Genomic DNA, 20858 nt, shown 5'->3' on the forward strand with positions numbered 1-20858 from the left:
TCTTCACGACTTGCAGCTTGAAGCTGTCGTCGAATGCCCTGCGTTTTTTGGTCATGAATAACTCCTCGATAGATGCATTTTCCACCTATCGGGGTGTCCGGGGAAATTAGACCACTGCAACCAAAGCCGAACCCCCGCCCCTCACCACTCAACACAATGAGCGTTAGCTCGAGTACCGCTTTTGATCTCGATCGCCCGTCGGCAGGCTGAGTGGAGGGATTGATCCGGGGGGTGGGAGCGCAGCGACCGTTCGACGAAGTCGAACACATCGAGAGGAGGTGCAGCGCAGCAAACCGGAGGCGATGCTCCCGGATCGATCCCGGAGCGAAGGAACCCGAGCCACAGCGAGGGCCGAACGTCAGGGTAAAGCCTTTTTGGTTACTTTTTCGGCGTCTGGAAAAAGTGACCCGCCGTCAGGGCGGAACCCTAAGCAGCCACAACCGCAGCAACGGATATGCCCCCACAAAATTGACTAAAAACCCCAACCCATGCTCTCCTACACACCTTGTTACGGGTGCCCTTCACAGGGTGAAACGGGAAACCGGTGAATCATGTGCTTTACTCCAAAGCCATGTCAGTCCGGTGCTGCCCCCGCAACGGTAAGCGAGCGAAGCGTCAGATCCACTGTGCGATTGGCATGGGAAGGTGACGCTTGCCGGTCGGCCAACTGCCAACCCCTCGTGAGCCCGGAGACCGGCCCGCAACACACAGTACGCATTTTGCGCCACTGAACATAACAACCCGCGGTGGGCGGGCGCTGTTTGAACCTCTGCGTGCCCGGCTCGCAGGGGTTTTCACGCGCTCTGTCACCCCGCTGACATTCCAGAGGGACGCGCCATGTCGATCATCAGCAGCAGCGGCAGCACTGACAAGAGTTTCGCCAGCACCAACACTTTGAGCCAACGCCTGACCGCCGCCATCTGCGCGTCGATCCTCGGTGCGTGCCTGGTCTACTTCGCCGGTTTCTCACACATCGAAGCGGTGCACAACGCCGCGCACGATACCCGCCACAGCGCCGCGTTCCCGTGCCACTGAGACCTGACGACATGATCAAGCGTATTGCGCAAACCGCAGGTTTCACCGGTCTGCTGGCCGCCCTGCTCCTCACCCTGCTGCAAAGCTTCTGGGTTTCGCCGCTGATTCTGCAGGCAGAGACTTACGAGAAGTCCGAGCCTGTGGCGGAAGTTCACGAACACGCCGCCGGCACCGCCGCGCACACCCACGATGGCGAAGCCTGGGAGCCGGCTGACGGCTGGCAGCGCGTGGTTTCGACCACTGGCGGCAATCTGGTGGTTGCAGTCGGTTTCGCGCTGATGCTCGCCGGTCTGTACACCCTGCGTGCGCCGACCAAAACTTCGCAGGGCTTGCTCTGGGGTCTGGCCGGTTACGCGACTTTCGTGCTGGCGCCGACCATGGGCCTGCCACCTGAATTGCCGGGCACTGCGGCGGCAGATCTGGCTTCGCGGCAGATGTGGTGGATCGGCACCGCGGCGTCCACCGCTGTCGGTCTATCGCTGATCGCGTTCAGCCGTCCCTGGTTGATGAAGGTTCTTGGCGTGGCGATCCTCGCAGTGCCACACGTGATCGGCGCGCCGCAACCGGAAGTGCATTCGATGCTCGCCCCGGAAGCACTGGAAGCACAGTTCAAAATCGCCTCGCAACTGACCAACGTCGTGTTCTGGCTGGCCTTGGGCCTGATCAGCGCCTGGTTGTTCCGTCGCAAGAGCGAAGGTCAATACCAGGCATGACCGAAACCCGCGCAGCGCCGACCTTGGTGGTCGGCCTCGGCTGCCAGCGCGGCTGCCCGGCCAGTACGCTGCGCGCGTTGCTTGACCAGGCCTTGCAGGCCCATCGCATCGAACTCGACGCAGTCAAAGCCTTGGCCAGCATCGACCTGAAACGCGATGAACCTGGCCTGCAAGAACTGGCGGCACAACTGGCGTTGCCGTTGCTGTATTTCAGCAGCGAGGAACTGGCGAGTTATCAGCAACGCTTGAGTCACCATTCGCAAATCGCTTTTGAACGCACCGGCTGCTACGGCGTGGCGGAAAGTGCCGCGTTGGCGCTCGCCGAACAGCTAATCAGCGCCCCGGCAAAACTGCTGATTTCCCGGCAAAAATACGCGCAGGCAACACTGGCATTGGCCGGCGCCGCGTAAATTCCCGATAATCCACGCTTTCGATCATGAGCAATCTTCATCTGAAGACTGCTCGTGCAGCGTCACCCTGCCCTTTTCACAGGATTCAACGATGACCGTCTACTTCATCGGCGCCGGCCCCGGCGACCCGGAATTGATCACCGTCAAAGGCCAGCGGCTGATCCGCAATTGCCCGGTGATCATCTATGCAGGCTCGCTGGTACCCGAGGCGGTACTGGAGGGGCATCAGGCGGAAACGGTGGTCAACAGCGCGGAGCTGCATCTGGAGCAGATCATTGATCTGATCAAGATTGCGCATGCCAAGGGCCAGGACGTGGCGCGGGTCCATTCGGGTGATCCGAGTCTGTATGGCGCGATTGGTGAGCAGATTCGCTACTTGCGCGAGTTATCGATCCCGTTCGAGATCGTTCCCGGGGTGACAGCCACGGCGGCTTGCGCGGCGTTATTGGGCGCTGAGCTGACCTTGCCGGATGTTTCGCAGAGCGTGATTCTGACGCGCTATGCGGACAAGACTGCCATGCCGGCGGGTGAAGAGTTGGCCAGCCTGGCGCAGCATGGCGCGACCATGGCGATTCATCTTGGGGTCAATCATCTGGAGAAGATCCTGGTTGAATTGCTCCCGCATTACGGCGCTGACTGCCCGATTGCGGTGATTCACCGGGCGACTTGGCCGGATCAGGATTGGGTGGTGGGAACGCTGGACGATATCGCCGGGAAAGTAGCAGCCAAAGGGTTTCGACGTACGGCGCTGATTCTGGTCGGTCGCGTGTTGGGCAGCGATCATTTCAGCGAGTCGTCGCTATATCGTGCCGGGCATGCCCATCTTTACAGACCTTGAAAACAACTGTGGCGAGGGAGCTTGCTCCCGCTGGATCGCGAAGCGATCCCAAATTCAGACGGCGCATTCATCACGGGAAAATGCATCGCCTGGATTGTGACTGCTTCGCAGTCAAGCGGGAGCAAGCTCCCTCGCCACAGCACCGTTTTTTATGTCTGCAGCGAACGCCTTAGTAGTAGGCGTTTTCTTTCTGCGTATGGTCAGTCACGTCACGCACACCTTTGAGCTCCGGAATACGCTCAAGCAAGGTGCGCTCGATGCCTTCCTTCAAGGTCACGTCAGCCTGGCCGCAACCCTGGCAACCGCCACCGAACTGCAACACGGCGATGCCGTCTTCGACCACATCGATCAGGCTGACCTGACCGCCGTGGCTGGCCAGCCCCGGATTGATCTCGGTTTGCAGGTAGTAGTTGATGCGCTCGTTGACCGGGCTGTCGGCGTTGACCATCGGGACTTTGGCGTTTGGCGCCTTGATGGTCAGTTGGCCGCCCATGCGGTCGGTGGCGTAATCGACAACCGCGTCGTCGAGAAACGCTTCGCTGAAGTTGTCGATGTAAGCGGTGAAGCTTTTCAGCCCCAGCGCGGTGTCTTCAGGTTTTTCTTCGCCCGGCTTGCAATAGGCAATGCAGGTTTCGGCGTACTGGGTGCCAGGCTGGGTGATGAAGACGCGGATGCCGATGCCTGGGGTGTTCTGCTTGGAGAGCAGATCGGCCAGGTAATCGTGGGCGGCGTCAGTAATGGTAATAGCGGTCATGGAAACTCCTCGCAGGCTTGGGCGGAGTTTACGCCAATCGGCGCGCGGCACAAAGTCCTAGTATTTACGTAGGAATAGTTCGCAATCGCCTAAGTCGCTGATTTGTCGTCGACTCGCGCTTTAAGCCACTGATAGCTGCGTTTTTCCACCCATTCGTAGCTCAGCCACGAACCGACACCAATCGCCAGCGCACACACAATGAACATCAGATACGGGTTGATCCCATAGCGGCTGGCGATAAATCCGCCGGCCGACAATACCAGCACATGCATCAGGTACACCGAATAGGAGCAATCACCGAGCAGTTTGAGTACCCGATTGCCTTCGACGTAACGCTCCAGCGCAATACACGCCATGACCAACACCGCGCTCGGCACGCCCCAATTGAATAATCTCGGCGCTGGTGGCAGCTGGTAAATCGCGATCAACGCTGCGCCAATCCCGATCAACGGCAACCACAGCCCCGCGCCAATCCAGCCCCGGCGATAAAGCATACCGATACCGATCCCGAGCAAGAATTCATAAACGATGTCCGAGCGATAAAACTCGCTGACCCAGCCAAACCCGGTCCACGCCTGACACACCGCAAACAACAGCGCCGCCACCACCAACAGCCGCACCTGCAAGCGAAACAACAGCGCCCAGGCAAACAGCACATAAAAGAGCATTTCGTAATTCAGTGTCCAGCCGACATTCAGCGTCGGATAAATCCCATAGCCGCCGGGGTTTTCAGTCGGAATGAACAGCAACGACGCCAGCACGTGACTCCAGTCCACCGACTGATCCGGCAGCAGCGGCTGGGCGACCACCACCAGCAGCGCCATCAGCAGCGTGTACAGCCAATACGCCGGGACAATGCGAAACAGTCGATACAGCAGAAAGCGCGCCGGCGGCAGCGTCTTGCCTTCGGTCGACAGAAAAATCACCAGCCCGCTGATGACAAAGAAGATATCGACGCCCACCGCGCCTTTGTCGATGAACAACTGGCCAATCGGCCCACGCGCATTGAAGTCGAAGAAAATCTGCATGAAGTGATGGCAAACCACGGTCCAGGCCGCGAGCGCACGCAGGGCTTGCACTGAAATCAACATCGATTGCCCTCCCGTCCACTCCTCGAAAATCACCAAAAATCCAATGTAGGAGCTAGCCTGCTAGCTCCCACAGGGGGGATTTGCGGTGTTGCCTGGACGTGGGACAGCGGGCCTCGTGCAAAAGATCAAAGATTCTCGTAGCGGTTCATGTCCAGCACACCCTCTTCCACCGGCTCGGTTTCGTGGATGTACTGACTCAAGTCGTGGAAGTAAAACCAGAATTGTGGATGACTGCGGCGAATCCCCCAGCGCTCGACGATGCGTTCGAACTGCGCCTGATCACGAGCGCCTTCCATGGCATCGACAAACGCCGGTACCTGATCCGTCGGGATGTTGAAAATGAAATTCGGATAACTGCTGAGCACGCCGGGATAAATCGTCAAGGTGTCCAGCCCCGGTTGATAGCGCAACGATTCGCCGAGCAAAAACGCCACGTTGCTGTGCGCACGGTTGCGCATCAGGCTATACACCTCGCGTTTGCCGCTGCGGGTTTCGATGCGCAGCATGCTTGCTTCCGGCAGTTGATCGATGACCTTGAGGCCAGCGGCCGGGCGCGAAGTCAGGCGGCTCAGCGCCTGCTCGGCATTTTGCAGCGCCGGATCGATGTTCGGCCGCGAGCAGTAGGCGTTTGCGCAACGGTTGATCGGGTCGGGCCGCGCATTCAGGTCGCCATAACGGTTCAGCAACTGCAGGGCGAAATCACGTTTCGGGTCGTTTTCGTTGAGTTTCAGCCCGGTCGGTTTGTCGTCGTCGATGGCCTCGTAATCCAGCCACATCTTGAACTGACCGCCACTTTGGTACCAATCGTTGAGGTAGTCTTCGCGCGAATCGGCGGGCATCAGCCGCAGGAAATTCTGCTCGGCGCCGTTGCGGATCAAGTCGAAATACAAGCGGGTTTGCGCCTGATGCGAGACATTGCCGAACACGTCGAAGTTGACCGCCAGTTGATAATAGGTGCGTTCCAGCAACGGGTAATCGAACAACCACATCGTCTGCGGTACATCGCCGATCAGGCCTTTGGTCACCGAAGCGCTGTCGAAGTGGCGGAAGACGCTCAGCAGCGCGTTGTCGTTTCCGGCCCACAACGTCGACCAGCCCGGCGCCGGCAAATCGGCGTAGCTATCGCGGCGCAAGGCTTCGTACTCGTTGCGCTTGTCACGGTAGTCGCGCCACAGCCCGAGAACGCTGCCGACATCGTCGTTCTGACCCGGCATCGCCAGCAACGGCGTGGCTTGGCCGCGATAGTTAGGGTCGGTGATATACAAGTCATGTTCCGGTGCCTGGAACAGCGCCCAGAAGTTGTCGCGGATCACATCCGTCGCAATCTGCCCGCGACACACTGGCCCGCGAATAAAGGTGCGTACGAAGTATTCGGCGTTATCGAGCATGAACTGATAGCGCGCCTGCGCCGGAATCGCCTCAAACGTGGCAAAGGGATTGGCCCGGCTCTGCGGCCCGTAACCGGGCAACGCGTTGACCTGCCACTTGCCGCTGTAGAACAGGCTTTTGATCCGCGCCATCTTCGCCGCGCTCAGCGGATAAGTGATGTGGGTCTTGTGCACGATCACGCCCTGCACCGGCCACAAGCGGTAGTAAACCTGCGTGCCGGGATCGTCGTTCGGACGGCGGGTGGCGATCAGGTCAATCGGCTGACCGCTCGGCGTGCGCGAGCGCACCCACTGAAAGTAATGCCCCGGCTCGCCATCCTTGAAGTAGATGTGGGCGAGATACAAGTGCTCGAACAACCAGCGTCCGACCAGACTTTCCCGCGCACCGGGGCGGTTCAGCAGATTTTCCCATTGCACGATCTGCAGTGCTTCCTGTGCGCTCGGCGCCAGGCCTTGTTCGTCGATCGGCGCCCCCGAGGCGAGCCAGCGTTGCAGGGTCTGGTATTGCTGATCGGTCAGACCGGTGACCGCCAGCGGCATGCCCTCCTTCGGATGCGCACCGGCATAACCCTCGAATTCGCCCGGCATTGCACAGGTATTGGCGCGATTGAGTCCCAGCACGATCTCTGGCGGGAGTTTGGCGTTGGGCTGCAACGGCACGCTGTGCCCAAGTTCCAACATGCGCGCCATCAGGTTTGCCTGGCTGCCTTGGGTATCGAGCACCGAATAGAAGCCCTTCTGTTGCCAGGCACGCTTGCCGAAAGCGTCATAGAACAGTCGGGTGGTCGGCGCCGCTTGACTGCGCTCACCGTCGTAGACCGGCAACTTGCTCGCACCGCGCGCCACACCTTCGCCGCTGCCCAGGTTGAGCTGGCAGGCAGAGTCGTAGCACGCATGGCAGGCCACGCACTTCTCGGTGAAGATTGGTTGAATGTCTCGGGTGTAGGAAACCGCAGACGAGATAGCCGGATCTTGCGCCGCAGCGCCCCAGCTCAATAACAGCAATGCAATGCTGATGATGCGGTGCGACATGTGGCGGGTCCGGTGTTGAGAAAAAAAGTTCGCGATTCTACCGTTATGACGCTCGTACCAACATGAGCGATATTCATGCAAAACAGCCGCATGCTCCAAAAGCGCACAGGTTTGTTATGATCCCGGCCCTTCGTCATGGTCTTTTTCGAGTAGTCCCAATGTCCGATCGCAGCGTCCGTCTTCAAGCTCTCAAGCAAGCTCTCAAAGAGCGCATCCTGATTCTGGACGGCGGCATGGGCACGATGATCCAGAGCTATAAGCTCGAAGAGCAGGATTATCGCGGCAAACGCTTCGCCGACTGGCCGAGCGACGTCAAGGGTAACAACGACCTGCTGGTGATCACCCGCCCGGACGTGATCGGCGGTATCGAAAAAGCCTACCTGGATGCCGGTGCCGACATCCTTGAAACCAACACCTTCAACGCCACGCGGATTTCCATGGCCGATTACGGCATGGAAGAGCTGGCCTACGAACTCAACGTAGAAGGCGCACGTCTGGCGCGCAAGGTCGCCGACGCCAAGACCGCCGAGAATCCGGACAAGCCGCGCTTCGTCGCCGGCGTGCTCGGCCCGACCAGCCGCACCTGCTCGCTGTCGCCAGACGTCAACAACCCCGGCTACCGCAACGTCACTTTTGATGATCTGGTGGAGAACTACACCGAGGCCACCAAAGGCCTGATCGAGGGCGGCGCCGACCTGATCCTGATCGAAACCATCTTCGATACCCTCAACGCCAAAGCCGCGATCTTCGCCGTGCAAGGTGTGTTCGAGGAAGTCGGTTTCGAACTGCCGATCATGATTTCCGGGACCATCACCGACGCCTCCGGGCGCACGTTGTCGGGGCAGACCACCGAAGCGTTCTGGAACTCGGTGGCACACGCCAAGCCGATTTCCGTTGGTCTCAACTGCGCACTCGGCGCCCGTGAGCTGCGCCCGTATCTGGAAGAGCTGTCGGACAAGGCCGGCACTCACGTTTCCGCGCACCCGAACGCCGGTCTGCCGAACGAATTCGGCGAGTACGACGAACTGCCGTCGGAGACCGCCAAGGTCATCGAAGAATTCGCCCAAAGCGGATTCCTGAACATCGTCGGCGGCTGCTGCGGCACCACGCCGGGCCACATCGAAGCCATCGCCAAAGCGGTGGCCGGTTACGCGCCACGGCAGATTCCGGACATTCCCAAGGCCTGCCGACTGGCCGGTCTGGAGCCGTTCACCATCGATCGCAGCTCGCTGTTCGTCAACGTCGGTGAGCGCACCAACATCACCGGCTCGGCGAAATTCGCCCGTTTGATCCGTGAAGACAACTACACCGAAGCGCTGGAAGTCGCCCTGCAACAGGTCGAGGCCGGCGCGCAGGTGATCGATATCAACATGGACGAAGGCATGCTCGATTCGAAGAAGGCCATGGTGACCTTCCTCAATCTGATTGCCGGTGAACCGGACATCTCGCGCGTACCGATCATGATCGACTCCTCGAAATGGGAAGTGATCGAAGCCGGCCTGAAATGTATTCAAGGCAAGGGCATCGTCAACTCGATCAGCATGAAAGAAGGCGTCGAGCAGTTCATCCATCACGCCAAACTGTGCAAGCGCTACGGCGCCGCGGTCGTGGTCATGGCGTTCGACGAAGCCGGCCAGGCCGACACCGAAGCGCGCAAGAAAGAAATCTGCAAACGCTCCTACGACATTCTGGTGAACGAAGTCGGTTTCCCGCCGGAAGACATCATCTTCGACCCGAACATTTTCGCCGTGGCCACCGGCATCGAAGAACACAACAATTACGCTGTGGACTTCATCAACGCCTGCGCCTACATCCGCGACGAACTGCCGTATGCGCTGACGTCCGGTGGCGTATCCAACGTGTCGTTCTCGTTCCGTGGCAACAACCCGGTGCGTGAGGCGATCCACTCGGTATTCCTGCTGTATGCGATCCGCAACGGCCTGACCATGGGCATCGTCAACGCCGGTCAGTTGGAGATCTACGATCAGATCCCGGCCGAGCTGCGCGACGCTGTCGAAGACGTGGTGCTCAACCGCACACCGAACGGTACCGACGCCCTCCTCGCCATCGCCGACAAGTACAAGGGCGACGGCAGCGTCAAGGAAGCCGAGACCGAAGAGTGGCGTGGCTGGGAGGTCAACAAGCGTCTGGAGCATGCGCTGGTCAAAGGCATCACCACGCACATCGTTGAAGACACCGAAGAATCGCGCCAGTCGTTCAGCCGCCCGATCGAGGTGATCGAAGGCCCGCTGATGTCCGGCATGAACATCGTTGGCGACCTGTTCGGCGCTGGCAAAATGTTCCTGCCGCAAGTGGTGAAATCCGCCCGTGTGATGAAACAGGCCGTGGCGCATTTGATTCCGTTCATCGAACTGGAAAAAGGCGACAAACCGGAAGCCAAGGGCAAGATTCTCATGGCCACCGTCAAAGGTGACGTGCACGACATTGGCAAGAACATTGTCGGCGTGGTGCTGGGTTGCAACGGCTACGACATCGTCGACCTCGGCGTGATGGTCCCGGCGGAAAAGATTCTGCAGGTCGCCAAAGAACAGAAGTGCGACATCATCGGCCTGTCCGGTCTGATCACGCCTTCGCTGGACGAGATGGTGCATGTGGCGCGTGAAATGCAGCGTCAGGACTTCCACCTGCCGTTGATGATCGGCGGCGCGACCACTTCCAAAGCGCACACGGCGGTGAAGATCGAACCGAAGTACAGCAACGATGCAGTGGTTTACGTGACCGACGCCTCGCGTGCGGTGGGCGTGGCAACGCAGTTGCTGTCCAAAGAACTCAAGGCTGGTTTCGTCGAGCGCACCCGTGCCGAATACGTCGAAGTGCGCGAGCGCACCGCCAACCGCAGCGCGCGTACCGAGCGCTTGAGCTACCCGGCAGCGATTGCCAAGAAGCCGCAGTTCGACTGGGCAAACTACACGCCGGTCAAACCGACCTTCACTGGCGCGCGCGTGCTGGACAATATCGATCTCAAGGTGCTGGCCGAGTACATCGACTGGACGCCGTTTTTCATCTCGTGGGATCTGGCCGGCAAGTTCCCGCGCATCCTCGAAGACGAAGTGGTCGGTGAAGCCGCCACCGCGCTGTACGCCGATGCCCAGGAAATGCTTGCCAAACTGATCGACGAGAAATTGATCAGCGCCCGCGCAGTGTTTGGCTTCTGGCCAGCCAATCAGGTGCATAACGACGACATCGAACTGTATGGCGATGACGGCAAGCCACTGGCCAAACTGCATCACCTGCGTCAGCAGATCATCAAGACCGACGGCAAACCGAATTTCTCGCTGGCCGATTTTGTCGCGCCGAAGGACAGTGAAATCATCGACTACGTCGGCGGCTTCATCACCACCGCCGGCATTGGCGCCGAAGAAGTCGCCAAGGCTTATCAGGACGCTGGCGACGATTACAACTCGATCATGGTCAAGGCCCTCGCCGACCGCTTGGCCGAAGCCTGTGCCGAATGGCTGCACCAGCAAGTGCGTAAAGAACACTGGGGTTACGCCAAGGACGAAGTGCTCGACAACGACGCGCTGATCAAAGAGCAATACAGCGGCATCCGCCCTGCCCCGGGCTATCCGGCCTGCCCGGATCACACCGAGAAAGCTGCGTTGTTTGCGCTGCTCGATCCTGAAGCAGAGGAAATGCGTGCCGGTCGTAGCGGCGTGTTCCTCACCGAGCACTACGCGATGTTCCCGGCGGCGGCAGTCAGCGGCTGGTACTTCGCGCATCCGCAGGCACAGTATTTTGCGGTAGGCAAGGTCGATAAGGATCAGGTCGCGAGTTACACCTCGCGCAAGGGGCAAGAGCTGAGCGTGACTGAACGCTGGCTGGCGCCGAATCTGGGCTACGACAACTAATCCAGCTCAGAGCATGTCCCTGTGGGAGCTGGCTTGCCAGCGATGGCGCCGGGCCAGTCATCATTTGTGTAGCGAGTGACGGCCTCATCGCTGGCAAGCCAGCTCCCACATGGTTTGTGTCGGTCACATAATCTGAATCCTGCGCAGCCTCCTGTGGGAGCTGGCTTGCCAGCGATGGCGTCGGGTCAGTCGCCATTTGTTTAGCGAGTGGCGGCCTCATCGCTGGCAAGCCAGCTCCCACAAGGTTTGTGTCGTTCACATAATCTGAATCCTGCACAGCCCACTGTGGGAGCTGGCTTGCCGGCGATGGCGTCGGGTCAGTCACCATTTGTGTAGCACGTGACGGCCTCATCGCTGGCAGGCCAGCGATGGCATTGGGTCAGTCACCATTTGTGTAGCAAGTGACGGCCTCATCGCTGGCAAGCCAGCTCCCACAAGGTTTGTGTCGGTCACCTGATTTGAATTCTACACAGCCCCCTGTGGGTGCTGGCCTGCCAGCGATGGCATTGGGTCAGCCACCATTTGTGTAGCGAGTGGCGGCCTCATCGCTGGCAAGCCAGCTCCCACATGATTTGTGTCGGTCACATAATCTGAATCCTGCACAGCCTCCTGTGGGAGCTGGCTTGCCAGCGATGGCGTCGGGTCAGTCGCCATTTGTGTAGCGAGTGACGGCCTCATCGCTGGCAGGCCAGCTCCCACAAGGTTTGTGCCGTTCACATAATCTGAATTCCACACACTCCCATGTGGGAGCTGGCTTGCCAGCGATGGCGTCGGGTCAGCCAACATCTTGGGTGAGCAGGCTCACTCCTACGGGGGTTTTGCAGTGTTCTTCAGAAGGTTGGCTATGCTTGTCTGACACACACGCAGACGAGGGATTTATGGACGATCCAGTCGACAACAAACCGCCGACCTTCTGGCAGATGCTGCACAGCGTGATGGCTGCGGCGTTCGGGGTGCAGAGCGGCAAAAACCGGGCAAGGGACTTCACTCACGGCAAACCCAGCCACTTTCTGTTACTCGGGATCGGCTTCACGGCGGTGTTCGCCTTGACGCTGTTCGGCATCGTCAAACTGGTGGTTCATCTGGCAGGCGTTTAGCGCATCAGGGTTTGCAGGTTGAACGGGTAGCGATAAGACGCTGGTCGGCCCTTCGCCGACAGCTTTTTAAAGTGCACGCCGTAATCCGGCGAGGCGCCCATGGTCAGCATTTGTCGCGCCTGGGTTTTGTCGATCAGTTGCAGCAGTGGGATCTGCCGGTTGCGGCCGCCGTATTTGTTCAAATCGACGCCCATCTGCGCATCATGCAACTCCACCAGCGCCCAACCGCCCAAAGTGAAATGCCCGCCAACCAATACGCTCAAGCGCCCGTCGACCAATGCCTGCAGCGCCGCGGGCGAAGTGTTGACCGCGCTGAACAGCAGGTCCTTACCCGGTACTTTGCCGATTTCAGAGAACGCGCGCATCGCGCCGAACGCCATCTCGTCGTTGGCCGACCACACCAGTGACGCTTTCGGATACCGCACGCGCAGCAACTTCGCCTGTTCATAGGCGCGGTCCTGAGTCCAGCCGCTGTAAACCAGTTGGCGCAAACGCACTTGCGGATGTTCGGCGAGTGCGCGCTGCATGCCATTTTCGCGCAGTTGCGCCGACGGGGTGATTTTCAGGCCGGAAAAGGCCAGCAGATCGATGCGCTCACCCGGTGCTACCGGCGGATGCAGACGGATCAACTCCTTCATCATCAGGTAACCGCCCTCCTCGTCGTTGGGCAGCAAACTGCCGACGAGGTCTGCACGCTCGCCAACCAGCGCTTGCTGATTGGCAGTGAGTGCCGCATTGACCATAAACAGCTTCACGCCGCTGTCGGTGGCCATGCGCAGGATCTGCGGCGCCACGTATTGCATCCGGACGCTTCGGGCCTTGAAGTGCCAGGCGCGCCTGGGCCAGGGTCAGTTCGGGTTGGCGTTGCGAATAGAGGATTTGCAGATCAATCCCCAGATCCCGGGCGGCGGATTGCATGAATTGCGAATAGCTGACCCAGAAGGCTTCCTGAGTTGAACCCGGATTGAGGAACAGCACCGACTCCGCCCGCGCGCAGGTTGCGAAAACCGCGCCGAACATCAGCAGACTGAGGTGCAAGATTTTGAACATGAATCATCCGGGCCCAAGGAAAAATGGCCGCGCAGTATAGCCCTCGAGAACCCGGCCATTCACGCTTGTTCCCGCTTTTTGTCCGACAATCTTCGGAGGCGGGCCCGGACGGGTCGTTTTACTGGTGACTGACCCAGAATACGGCGGTTCCCACGACCAGAATGATCAGGAACAAAATCGCCCAGGCATCAACGCTGCTATCGCTTTTCCTTGCTTTGGTCGGATTGCTCATTGCATCGCCTCTTATCGGTTTTATCGGTGATTGCAGTAACACTCGAGCACAGTTAAGACGATGATTGTCCGCACTACAAATGTGGATTAGTTAATAACTGTTCTCGTTAGGCGATTTGGTTCTTTCCATATACTCAAACATCACTTTTGCGCATAACTGCAAACGGGTATATTGCCCCGGCTCCGTTGGGAGTGCGCGGCCGTGCGCGCAGAATTGCAGAGGCACTTTCGGACTCCGGCAAAACGAAAACGCAGCGCCCTTCCGAGTGACCCAAGCCTGAGAACAGGACTTATATGTACGTATACGACGAGTACGATCAGCGGATCATCGAGGACCGCGTCAAGCAGTTCCGTGATCAGACCCGACGCTATCTGGCAGGCGAGCTGAGCGAAGAAGAATTCCGCCCCCTGCGCCTGCAGAATGGCCTGTACATTCAACGTTTCGCGCCGATGTTGCGCGTCGCTGTGCCTTACGGCCAACTGACCTCGCGTCAGTTGCGCATGATGGCCAAAATTGCCCGCGACTACGACAAGGGCTACGCGCACATCAGTACCCGCCAGAACGTGCAGTTCAACTGGCCGGCGCTGGAAGACATCCCGGACATCCTTGCCGAACTGGCCACCGTGCAGATGCACGCGATCCAGACCAGCGGCAACTGCCTGCGCAACGTCACCACCGACCAGTTCGCCGGTGTCGCGTTCGATGAAGTGATCGACCCGCGCCCTTGGTGCGAGATCGTCCGTCAGTGGACCACGTTCCACCCGGAATTCGCCTACCTGCCGCGTAAATTCAAGATCGCTGTCAACGGTTCGACCTCCGACCGCGCAGCCATCGAAGTCCACGACATCGGCCTCGAGCCGGTGCACAACGCCGCTGGCGAACTGGGCTTCCGTGTACTGGTCGGTGGCGGCCTCGGTCGTACCCCGGTAATCGGCGCGTTCATCAACGAATTCCTGCCGTGGCAAGATCTGTTGAGCTACCTCGACGCCATCCTGCGTGTGTACAACCGCTATGGCCGTCGCGACAACAAATACAAGGCGCGGATCAAGATCCTCGTCAAGGCGCTGACGCCTGAAGTGTTCGCACAGAAAGTCGATGCCGAAATGCAACACCTGCGCGGCGGCCAGACCACCCTGACCGAAGCCGAAGTACATCGCGTCGCCAAGCACTTCGTCGACCCGGATTACAAGGCGCTGAGCAATCAAGACGCCGAGCTGGCCGCACTCGACAAGGAGCATCCGGGTTTCGCTCGCTGGCGCGCACGCAACACCCTGGCGCACAAGAAGCCGGGGTATGTCGCTGTGACCCTGTCGCTGAAGCCGACCGGCGTAGCGCCGGGCGACATCACTGACAAGCAGCTCGACGCCGTGGCCGATCTGGCCGACCGTTACAGCTTCGGTCAAATGCGCACTTCGCACGAACAGAACATCATTCTTGCCGACGTCGAGCAGAGCCAGTTGTTCGCCCTGTGGGGCGAGCTGCGTGAAGGTGGTTTCGCCACGCCGAACATCGGCCTGCTGACCGATATCATCTGCTGCCCTGGCGGTGATTTCTGCTCGCTGGCCAACGCCAAATCGATCCCGATTGCCGAATCGATCCAGCGCCGTTTCGACGACCTGGATTACCTGTTCGACATCGGTGAACTCGACCTGAACATCTCCGGTTGCATGAACGCCTGCGGTCACCACCACGTCGGCCACATCGGCATCCTCGGGGTGGACAAGAAAGGTGAAGAGTTCTATCAGGTTTCGCTCGGCGGCAGCGCCAGCCGTGACGCGAGCCTGGGCAAGATCCTCGGCCCGTCTTTCGCTCAGGACGCCATGCCTGACGTGATCTCGAAGCTGATCGATGTCTACGTTGAGCAACGTACAGAAGACGAGCGCTTCATCGACACCTACCAGCGTATTGGCATCGACCTCTTCAAGGAACGCGTCTATGCAGCGAATCATTAAGAACAACGAGGTCGTCGACGAAACCTGGCACTTGCTGCCCAAGGATTTCAACATCGACGAGATCAGCAACTGCGACGACCTGATCGTGCCATTGCAGCTATGGCGCGAACACAGCCGTATGCTCAAGGCCCGTGATGGCGGCCTGGGTGTGTGGCTGGACGCCGATGAAGAAGCCGAAGAAATCGGTGAAGACGCCAACGAGTTTCAGGTCATTGCCCTGAACTTCCCGGCCTTCACCGACGGTCGCAACTACTCCAACGCCCGTCTACTGCGTGACCGTTATGGTTTCAAAGGCGAACTGCGGGCGATTGGTGATGTGTTGCGTGACCAGTTGTTTTACCTGCGCCGCTGCGGTTTCGATGCCTTCGCCTTGCGCGCGGACAAAGACCCGTATGACGCCCTTGAGAGCCTCAAGGACTTTTCGGTGACCTATCAGGCCGCCACTGACGAACCGCTGCCGCTGTTCCGTCGCCGTTGATCGAACGCCCCGGGCCCGTATCAACGGACTCGGGGCGTAGACTCACCCTTCTCTTACTTCCAATCGGTTAGGCCTCGGTGTGACTGGCAAGGTCAGCCCCGGATGGCGGTTCAACGCCGCGATGGTCAACTGCTTGCGCAGCTCCTGGCTCTCATTCCTGAAGTTGTCGAAAATCGTCGTCATTTGCTGCGTAGCGGATTCGCGCGACAGCTCGACCTGAGCGTCCAGCCGCGCGAAAGACTGGGCGCTGCGATCGAGGATTTCGGCAAATGCTTCACGGCGTGTAGTAAACAGATATTCGGCCCAGAATTCCTGCCGACTGATCGAATCGTTCAGTTGCGAAGTCTGCTCGGCCTTGACCACCTCCAGATAGGCGCTGTCGATCTGCGCGTCGGAGACCTCGGCATCCAGCTGTACATTCAGCTCGTGGGGTTGCGCCGGCAGTTGCAGTCGCTGCGCCAGCCTGACGCGGTAGATCAGACTGATATCCAGTGCCTGGTGAAAGCTCAGCGATTCTGTCCGCGCACGCCGTGCCGTTTCCAGCAAGACTTGCTTATCCACCTGTTGCAATCGGAACAGCCCACGCAGCAGACGGATCAGATCGCCTTCCAGCGACTGCGTTCCGGTGCGGGCAGCCGCCATTGCCCGAGCGCACAGCACCCTGACCTCCAGATCGCTGAACAGCGCGGGCGCATTGACGGCACTGACCCGGCCAATCCTGGCCATGCGAAACAGCGCGCGGCGCAGGCTGTCGTCGTCACAGGCCGCCTCCAGAACGTTCCAGACCCTTTCGACCAGTTGTGTACGGGTTCGTGTGTAATCGGCAGTGCCCCGCAATTGCATCAATACTTCAAAAAATGCCCTTGAGTCCGGATCGTCCGACAACGATGTCAATACTTCCTGTGCCCGGGCGAGCCGCACGGTGGGCAAGCCACTGACCCAACCGGTACCTGTTCGGTCGGCGGCCATTCGCGCGGTGGCGAGGTATTCGGTGGTGATGACGCCCAGGCTGATGCCCTGCGCTTGCTGATAAGCCGCGATTGCTCGCAGGCTGGCCTCGGACAAAGGGTTGCCATCGATACTGGTGCCGCGATTGAGCACCGTGCGGGACTTGAACACGGAATCGGGTATTTCCACGATCTTGTTGTTGCGCAGATCCAGGGTTTCCAGATGGCTAAGCCCGGCAAGGTCCGCGGGCCACTCGGTGATACCGGTTTCGCGCAAATCGAGATGGCGCAAATTGCTCATTGCGGCGACAGCCGGGGCGTGCCCCAACGTCGTATTCAAACTGAGGTTGAGCATATGCAGATGCGTCTTGGCGCCGAGTTCTTGCATGGATCGCTCGGTCAGGCGGATCCGGTTGTTACTTAGATCCAGTCCCGTCAGGCCAGGCATGTCCGCAATGGCCTGGGGAATGCGTGTCAGCCCGTTGCCTGACAGATTCAACACGCGCAGACGAGTGAAATTGCGCAGAAAGGTATTCAATCCGGCGCTGGCACCAATTCCGCTCAACTGCAGTACGTCAACGTGAGCGAAATCGGCAATCAGTACCGGCAGATCCCCCAAGGGCAGCGTATCAAGAGCCAAAGTGTATGAAAGGTGATCAGAATGCGCCGAACTGCGGGTCTCCTTGCGCCACGCGCTCAATATCGCTCGCGCCGCACGGGCCTTGCTGTGGAGCGGCACCTTGAGTCGATTCCCATCGTCCTCGTGGTACCAGGTATCGCGATGCACCCAGCGCTCGAGGGTTTCGACCAGTGTCCGGTATTCCTGGCGCATGCGCTCAAGTGTCCTGATAACCAGCACTTCGTCAGTGCCCAGTGTCGAGACAAAGCGTTCGATTTGCTCGGCTGAATGCGCCGGATAGAGTTCCTTGGCGCGCCGTATCTGTGCCGACGATTTACGCGCTGCAGCATCCGGCCCCGGCGTTCCCTGCACAATGGGTCGTTCGACCTGACGATCCGCCAGGCCCATCGGCGAGCGGTAGCCCGCGCGCGCGGCCGACACGCCCAGCACCTTGGCAAATGCATCGCGTCGCTGTAACGCCAGCGCCGTGATTTTCTGGCGCAGCCCCGCGCCATCGGCGTCCGCATCAACGCCGATGGCTTTGCGAGCATGCTTGGGAAGGCTTTGCCATAGCGCCTGGAAAAAGTTAGCACGCGTGCGCGCCGGCTGACTCGATACAACGGTGTTCTGCGTGTCGAGGCCCTGATAACGCTCGGCGTAGGCTTCGATGACAATCTTGTACGCGGCGTCACTCGGCCCGACAGTGGCGCGTTGATCGGCATACACTCCCCAATCCAGAATTTCGATATATACATCCCCGGGCCACCCCGGCAAATGCGTCAACGTGTCGAGCACCAGCATGTCCGGATCGCGACCGCTGGCGGCGTCCAGATACAGTCCTTCGTATGCGCGATTGAGCCGCTGGATCTGTTGATAGCGTCGCGCCTCTTCGGCCAGGCGCAGCGGGACTTTGTCAGACTCCAGTTGCTCCCACTCACGCACATCGGCATGTTGCACCAGTTCGTCGGCGACACTGGCGGACAGCCCCGGAAACGCTTTGGTGATCGGCTCGCTGCGAAAAAATGCTGACACATCGACTCGCCGATACAGGCGCTCCATCAACGCCATGCGCATGCGCGGTGCCAACCCGGCGATGTGCTTGCCCATCAGCGTGGTCTGGTTTTTCAGCTCCACGGTGGCCGCGCCCAGCAAGCGCGTGCGCTCCGCCTCGTTGAGCGCAGTCAACAGCGCTGGGTAGAACTGGCCTTTGCGCAACGTATCCTGTTTGATTTCCACTCGCCGATGAGCTTTGCCCTCGCCATAGCGCGCGACCTCTTCACCGCCGATGTCAGTCACAATGATCGCCAAGTCCGCAGGCCAGCGCCCTGCTCCCGTCAGCAGGTACAACTGCAAGTCGGCATCGGCCAGTGGCGCGGACAATGGCGTGACCATTTGTTCCATGAAGGCTGACACGTCAGCGTCGGCACGGAAGCGTCTGACTGAGTCGGTCAATATCGCCATGGGTTTGCCGCGGTCGACGAACTGTTGCCGCATGGCCGTCTCGTCGATGCCGCTGGACGCGATGATCTGCAAAGCCCGCGTGTCCGAAACCATGTCTTCGCGGTAACCCAGGCGGCGGAACAGCGCAAGCGCACTCCAATTGTGTGGCAGTTCGGAGTCGTGACGCCAGGCGCCTGCACCGTTGGTCTCAAGTTGCGGGGCATAACGCTCTTGTGACTGCGGATTGCGCACCTCCCATAATCCGCTACCGTCGATTTCACGCACGGCATACGCGTCCGGGCCCAAAGGCAGATAGCGCTTGTCGCCACGCCAGACCAGTCCCTGATCGTTAGCGGCCAGACCGCTCGGCAATGCTTCCCGCAAGCGGTATGGCGCCATATCCGGATTCCACAATCGGTGCGAGTGCGCATCAAACGGCACACGTCTGAGTCCCTGTACGAAGCTCGACGAACGCACGATTTTATAAGCCTTGCCCGCAGCAACACTGCCCGCGGCAAAGCCTGCCATCAGGATCAGATTCTCAAGGGTGTCGAACAGGCAATCGGTTGCATGCTCCTGATCGCCATGGGCCCAACTATTGATGCCTTCGAACACCTTGCCGAGCAACTGCAGCCCGGCAACCGCACACATGACCAGCCCGAGCACAGGCAGGAAGGACGCAAAGAACAACACCGTGTTCAGTCCAATGCTTTTGTACGTTTCCAGCCTGGCCAGGCGGGTTTTTTCGTCCTCGTCGTCAGTCGGCACCACCAACAATCGACTGTCGGCAATCACCTGCGCTGCGCGCTGCTGGAAGATCGCCAGAAACAGGTCGAGCCTGGCGTCACCGTCGAGATCGACGCCTGTCAGCGGCACGTAGTTTGATGTGACAGGAAAGGGACTTATATTGTTGCTTAACAGACGTAGCTCCAACTCCGCAAGGAAGCTCGAGCGATCCTGCAGATTGATGAAACCCATGAAAAAACTGCGGAAATTGAAGTCTCGCAGGCGCCGGCTCAACTCAAGTTCGAACTTCACGAACGACGGGTATTCCTTCAATGGGTGCTCCGGATCATCCGGCACATACACGACGCAACGATAATCCTCGTCGGCATGTTCGCTCACCGGACCGATGAACATAGGCCCTTTGAGGCTCACCCCCAATAACTCAAGACTCTGGTAACCGAGAGTATTACTGCCAAGCATGATCGAGGGCGCTTTGTCCTTTACCGACTCAAGCATCTGGTAAACATCGGCAGTTATATGTCCGCGCATGTAAGCAATATGCCGATCGACTTCAAACTGGTCTCTGCAACTGGCCACAGACACTTCCTGCAAACTCGCCACTTGAGTGTCACTGCCAAAAAATTTTTGCACGTGGTTTTGATACTGCTTGCCCAGATCCAGATACCGGCAGAGCCTGGCGAACTCATGGGGTTGCATCGACAGAACCTGATTGGATCGCCCGGTCACGCGTTCAGGAATATAAAGCAAGGAGCTCTCGTGATAGTTGCCGGACAAGGTTTCCGCCAGCTCGAAGTTTTCGCAGGCTGCCGTCAACAGATCCCGATCAATTGGCAATACCAGCTTTTTGCGCAGCCCCAACAGGCTGGAAGTAGAGCGCACATGCTGAAAGATTACTCCCTCGACCTCGAACGGTGCCCCCAGCTTGTCAGCCATGGCCTTGGCCAGCAGGGGCTTGCAAAAGCTTTCCGGAGATTTCAGCTTGTTGAATTCTTCAAGCGCGGCATGGCGGGATTTGTAACTGGACTTAAGGCTCTCATACAGACTTTCGCGAACGGCGTCCGATGATTCAACCACCCAGGCAGGAATCTGTTTTTTAAACAATTCAAAAAAAACGCCCTGCTGTGCGGGCGTCATCTCTGACAATTTCGACTTACTGTTTTTAACGT

At 59.2% G+C, this 20858-nt stretch carries 12 protein-coding genes, 1 pseudogene and 1 riboswitch; of the genes and pseudogenes, 8 read left to right on the forward strand and 5 right to left on the reverse strand.

Translation table 11 applies throughout. From position 1 onward, the window contains the following. Positions 1–495: 495 nt before the first annotated feature. Positions 496–716: riboswitch (cobalamin riboswitch) on the forward strand. 121 nt (positions 717–837) lie between these two features. From ACP7EE_RS20565 to cobM, 4 genes are all read left to right on the forward strand, one after another. Continuing rightward, the gene (locus tag ACP7EE_RS20565; protein ID WP_426236301.1) at positions 838–1035 is read left to right on the forward strand and encodes a CbtB domain-containing protein; all 198 of its coding nucleotides are present in this window, start codon (positions 838–840) and stop codon (positions 1033–1035) included. A gap of 11 nt (positions 1036–1046) precedes the next feature. Next, on the forward strand, positions 1047–1748 hold the full coding sequence (locus ACP7EE_RS20570; protein ID WP_426236303.1) for a CbtA family protein: 702 nt from the start codon (positions 1047–1049) through the stop codon (positions 1746–1748). Beyond that, entirely contained in the window at positions 1745–2158 is a 414-nt protein-coding gene (locus ACP7EE_RS20575) for a cobalamin biosynthesis protein (RefSeq protein WP_426236305.1), read from the forward strand. Before ACP7EE_RS20570 ends, ACP7EE_RS20575 begins: the two co-directional genes overlap by 4 nt. A 91-nt stretch (positions 2159–2249) precedes the next feature. After that, positions 2250–2996, forward strand: a complete 747-nt coding sequence (gene cobM / locus ACP7EE_RS20580; RefSeq protein WP_426205840.1) for a precorrin-4 C(11)-methyltransferase — start codon at positions 2250–2252, stop codon at positions 2994–2996. 169 nt (positions 2997–3165) lie between these two features. Here the strand turns inward: cobM and nfuA are convergent, their stop codons facing one another. The 3 genes from nfuA to ACP7EE_RS20595 all read right to left on the reverse strand — a co-directional run bounded on the left by nfuA (position 3166) and on the right by ACP7EE_RS20595 (position 7261). After that, the gene (gene nfuA, locus ACP7EE_RS20585) at positions 3166–3750 is read right to left on the reverse strand and encodes a Fe-S biogenesis protein NfuA (RefSeq protein ID WP_420649152.1); all 585 of its coding nucleotides are present in this window, start codon (positions 3748–3750) and stop codon (positions 3166–3168) included. An 89-nt stretch (positions 3751–3839) separates the two neighbouring features. Beyond that, entirely contained in the window at positions 3840–4841 is a 1002-nt protein-coding gene (locus tag ACP7EE_RS20590) for an acyltransferase family protein (protein WP_426236307.1), read from the reverse strand. A gap of 125 nt (positions 4842–4966) precedes the next feature. After that, the gene (locus ACP7EE_RS20595) at positions 4967–7261 is read right to left on the reverse strand and encodes a fatty acid cis/trans isomerase (RefSeq protein WP_426236309.1); all 2295 of its coding nucleotides are present in this window, start codon (positions 7259–7261) and stop codon (positions 4967–4969) included. Positions 7262–7419: 158 nt separating this feature from the next. On the opposite strand from ACP7EE_RS20595, the gene metH reads away from it, so the two are divergent. Both metH and ACP7EE_RS20605 read left to right on the forward strand, forming a co-directional pair. Continuing rightward, a complete protein-coding gene (gene metH, locus ACP7EE_RS20600; RefSeq protein ID WP_426236311.1) occupies positions 7420–11130 on the forward strand; it encodes a methionine synthase in 3711 nt (1236 codons plus the stop codon). Between the two features lie 878 nt (positions 11131–12008). Beyond that, positions 12009–12227 carry a DUF2970 domain-containing protein gene (locus ACP7EE_RS20605; RefSeq protein ID WP_420649156.1) on the forward strand — a complete coding sequence of 73 codons (219 nt, stop codon included), beginning with the start codon at positions 12009–12011 and terminating at the stop codon, positions 12225–12227. On the opposite strand, the pseudogene ACP7EE_RS20610 reads toward ACP7EE_RS20605, so the two are convergent. Next, positions 12224–13277: pseudogene (locus ACP7EE_RS20610) on the reverse strand (ABC transporter substrate-binding protein). The gene ACP7EE_RS20605 and the pseudogene ACP7EE_RS20610 overlap by 4 nt on opposite strands. Positions 13278–13802: 525 nt before the next feature. Between ACP7EE_RS20610 and ACP7EE_RS20615 the strand changes: the two are divergent. Continuing rightward, positions 13803–15461 carry a nitrite/sulfite reductase gene (locus ACP7EE_RS20615; RefSeq protein ID WP_426236313.1) on the forward strand — a complete coding sequence of 553 codons (1659 nt, stop codon included), beginning with the start codon at positions 13803–13805 and terminating at the stop codon, positions 15459–15461. Continuing rightward, a complete protein-coding gene (locus ACP7EE_RS20620; protein ID WP_420649159.1) occupies positions 15445–15939 on the forward strand; it encodes a DUF934 domain-containing protein in 495 nt (164 codons plus the stop codon). The genes ACP7EE_RS20615 and ACP7EE_RS20620 overlap by 17 nt, the downstream gene beginning before the upstream one ends. A gap of 42 nt (positions 15940–15981) precedes the next feature. On the opposite strand, the gene ACP7EE_RS20625 is transcribed toward ACP7EE_RS20620, so the two are convergent. Beyond that, the gene (locus tag ACP7EE_RS20625) at positions 15982–20766 is read right to left on the reverse strand and encodes a dermonecrotic toxin domain-containing protein (protein WP_426236315.1); all 4785 of its coding nucleotides are present in this window, start codon (positions 20764–20766) and stop codon (positions 15982–15984) included. Positions 20767–20858: the final 92 nt, after the last annotated feature.

It is taken from the genome of Pseudomonas sp. TWP3-2 (assembly GCF_049897765.1).
Classification (GTDB): Bacteria; Pseudomonadota; Gammaproteobacteria; order Pseudomonadales; family Pseudomonadaceae; genus Aquipseudomonas.

Bases quoted from the DNA above. Each gene is read 5' to 3' on its own strand.
- ACP7EE_RS20565 (WP_426236301.1), top strand. From the start codon at position 838: ATGTCGATCATCAGCAGCAGCGGCAGCACTGACAAGAGTTTCGCCAGC.
- ACP7EE_RS20570 (WP_426236303.1), top strand. From the start codon at position 1,047: ATGATCAAGCGTATTGCGCAAACCGCAGGTTTCACCGGTCTGCTGGCC.
- ACP7EE_RS20575 (WP_426236305.1), top strand. From the start codon at position 1,745: ATGACCGAAACCCGCGCAGCGCCGACCTTGGTGGTCGGCCTCGGCTGC.
- cobM (WP_426205840.1), top strand. From the start codon at position 2,250: ATGACCGTCTACTTCATCGGCGCCGGCCCCGGCGACCCGGAATTGATC.
- nfuA (WP_420649152.1), bottom strand. From the start codon at position 3,750: ATGACCGCTATTACCATTACTGACGCCGCCCACGATTACCTGGCCGAT.
- ACP7EE_RS20590 (WP_426236307.1), bottom strand. From the start codon at position 4,841: ATGTTGATTTCAGTGCAAGCCCTGCGTGCGCTCGCGGCCTGGACCGTG.
- ACP7EE_RS20595 (WP_426236309.1), bottom strand. From the start codon at position 7,261: ATGTCGCACCGCATCATCAGCATTGCATTGCTGTTATTGAGCTGGGGC.
- metH (WP_426236311.1), top strand. From the start codon at position 7,420: ATGTCCGATCGCAGCGTCCGTCTTCAAGCTCTCAAGCAAGCTCTCAAA.
- ACP7EE_RS20605 (WP_420649156.1), top strand. From the start codon at position 12,009: ATGGACGATCCAGTCGACAACAAACCGCCGACCTTCTGGCAGATGCTG.
- ACP7EE_RS20615 (WP_426236313.1), top strand. From the start codon at position 13,803: ATGTACGTATACGACGAGTACGATCAGCGGATCATCGAGGACCGCGTC.
- ACP7EE_RS20620 (WP_420649159.1), top strand. From the start codon at position 15,445: ATGCAGCGAATCATTAAGAACAACGAGGTCGTCGACGAAACCTGGCAC.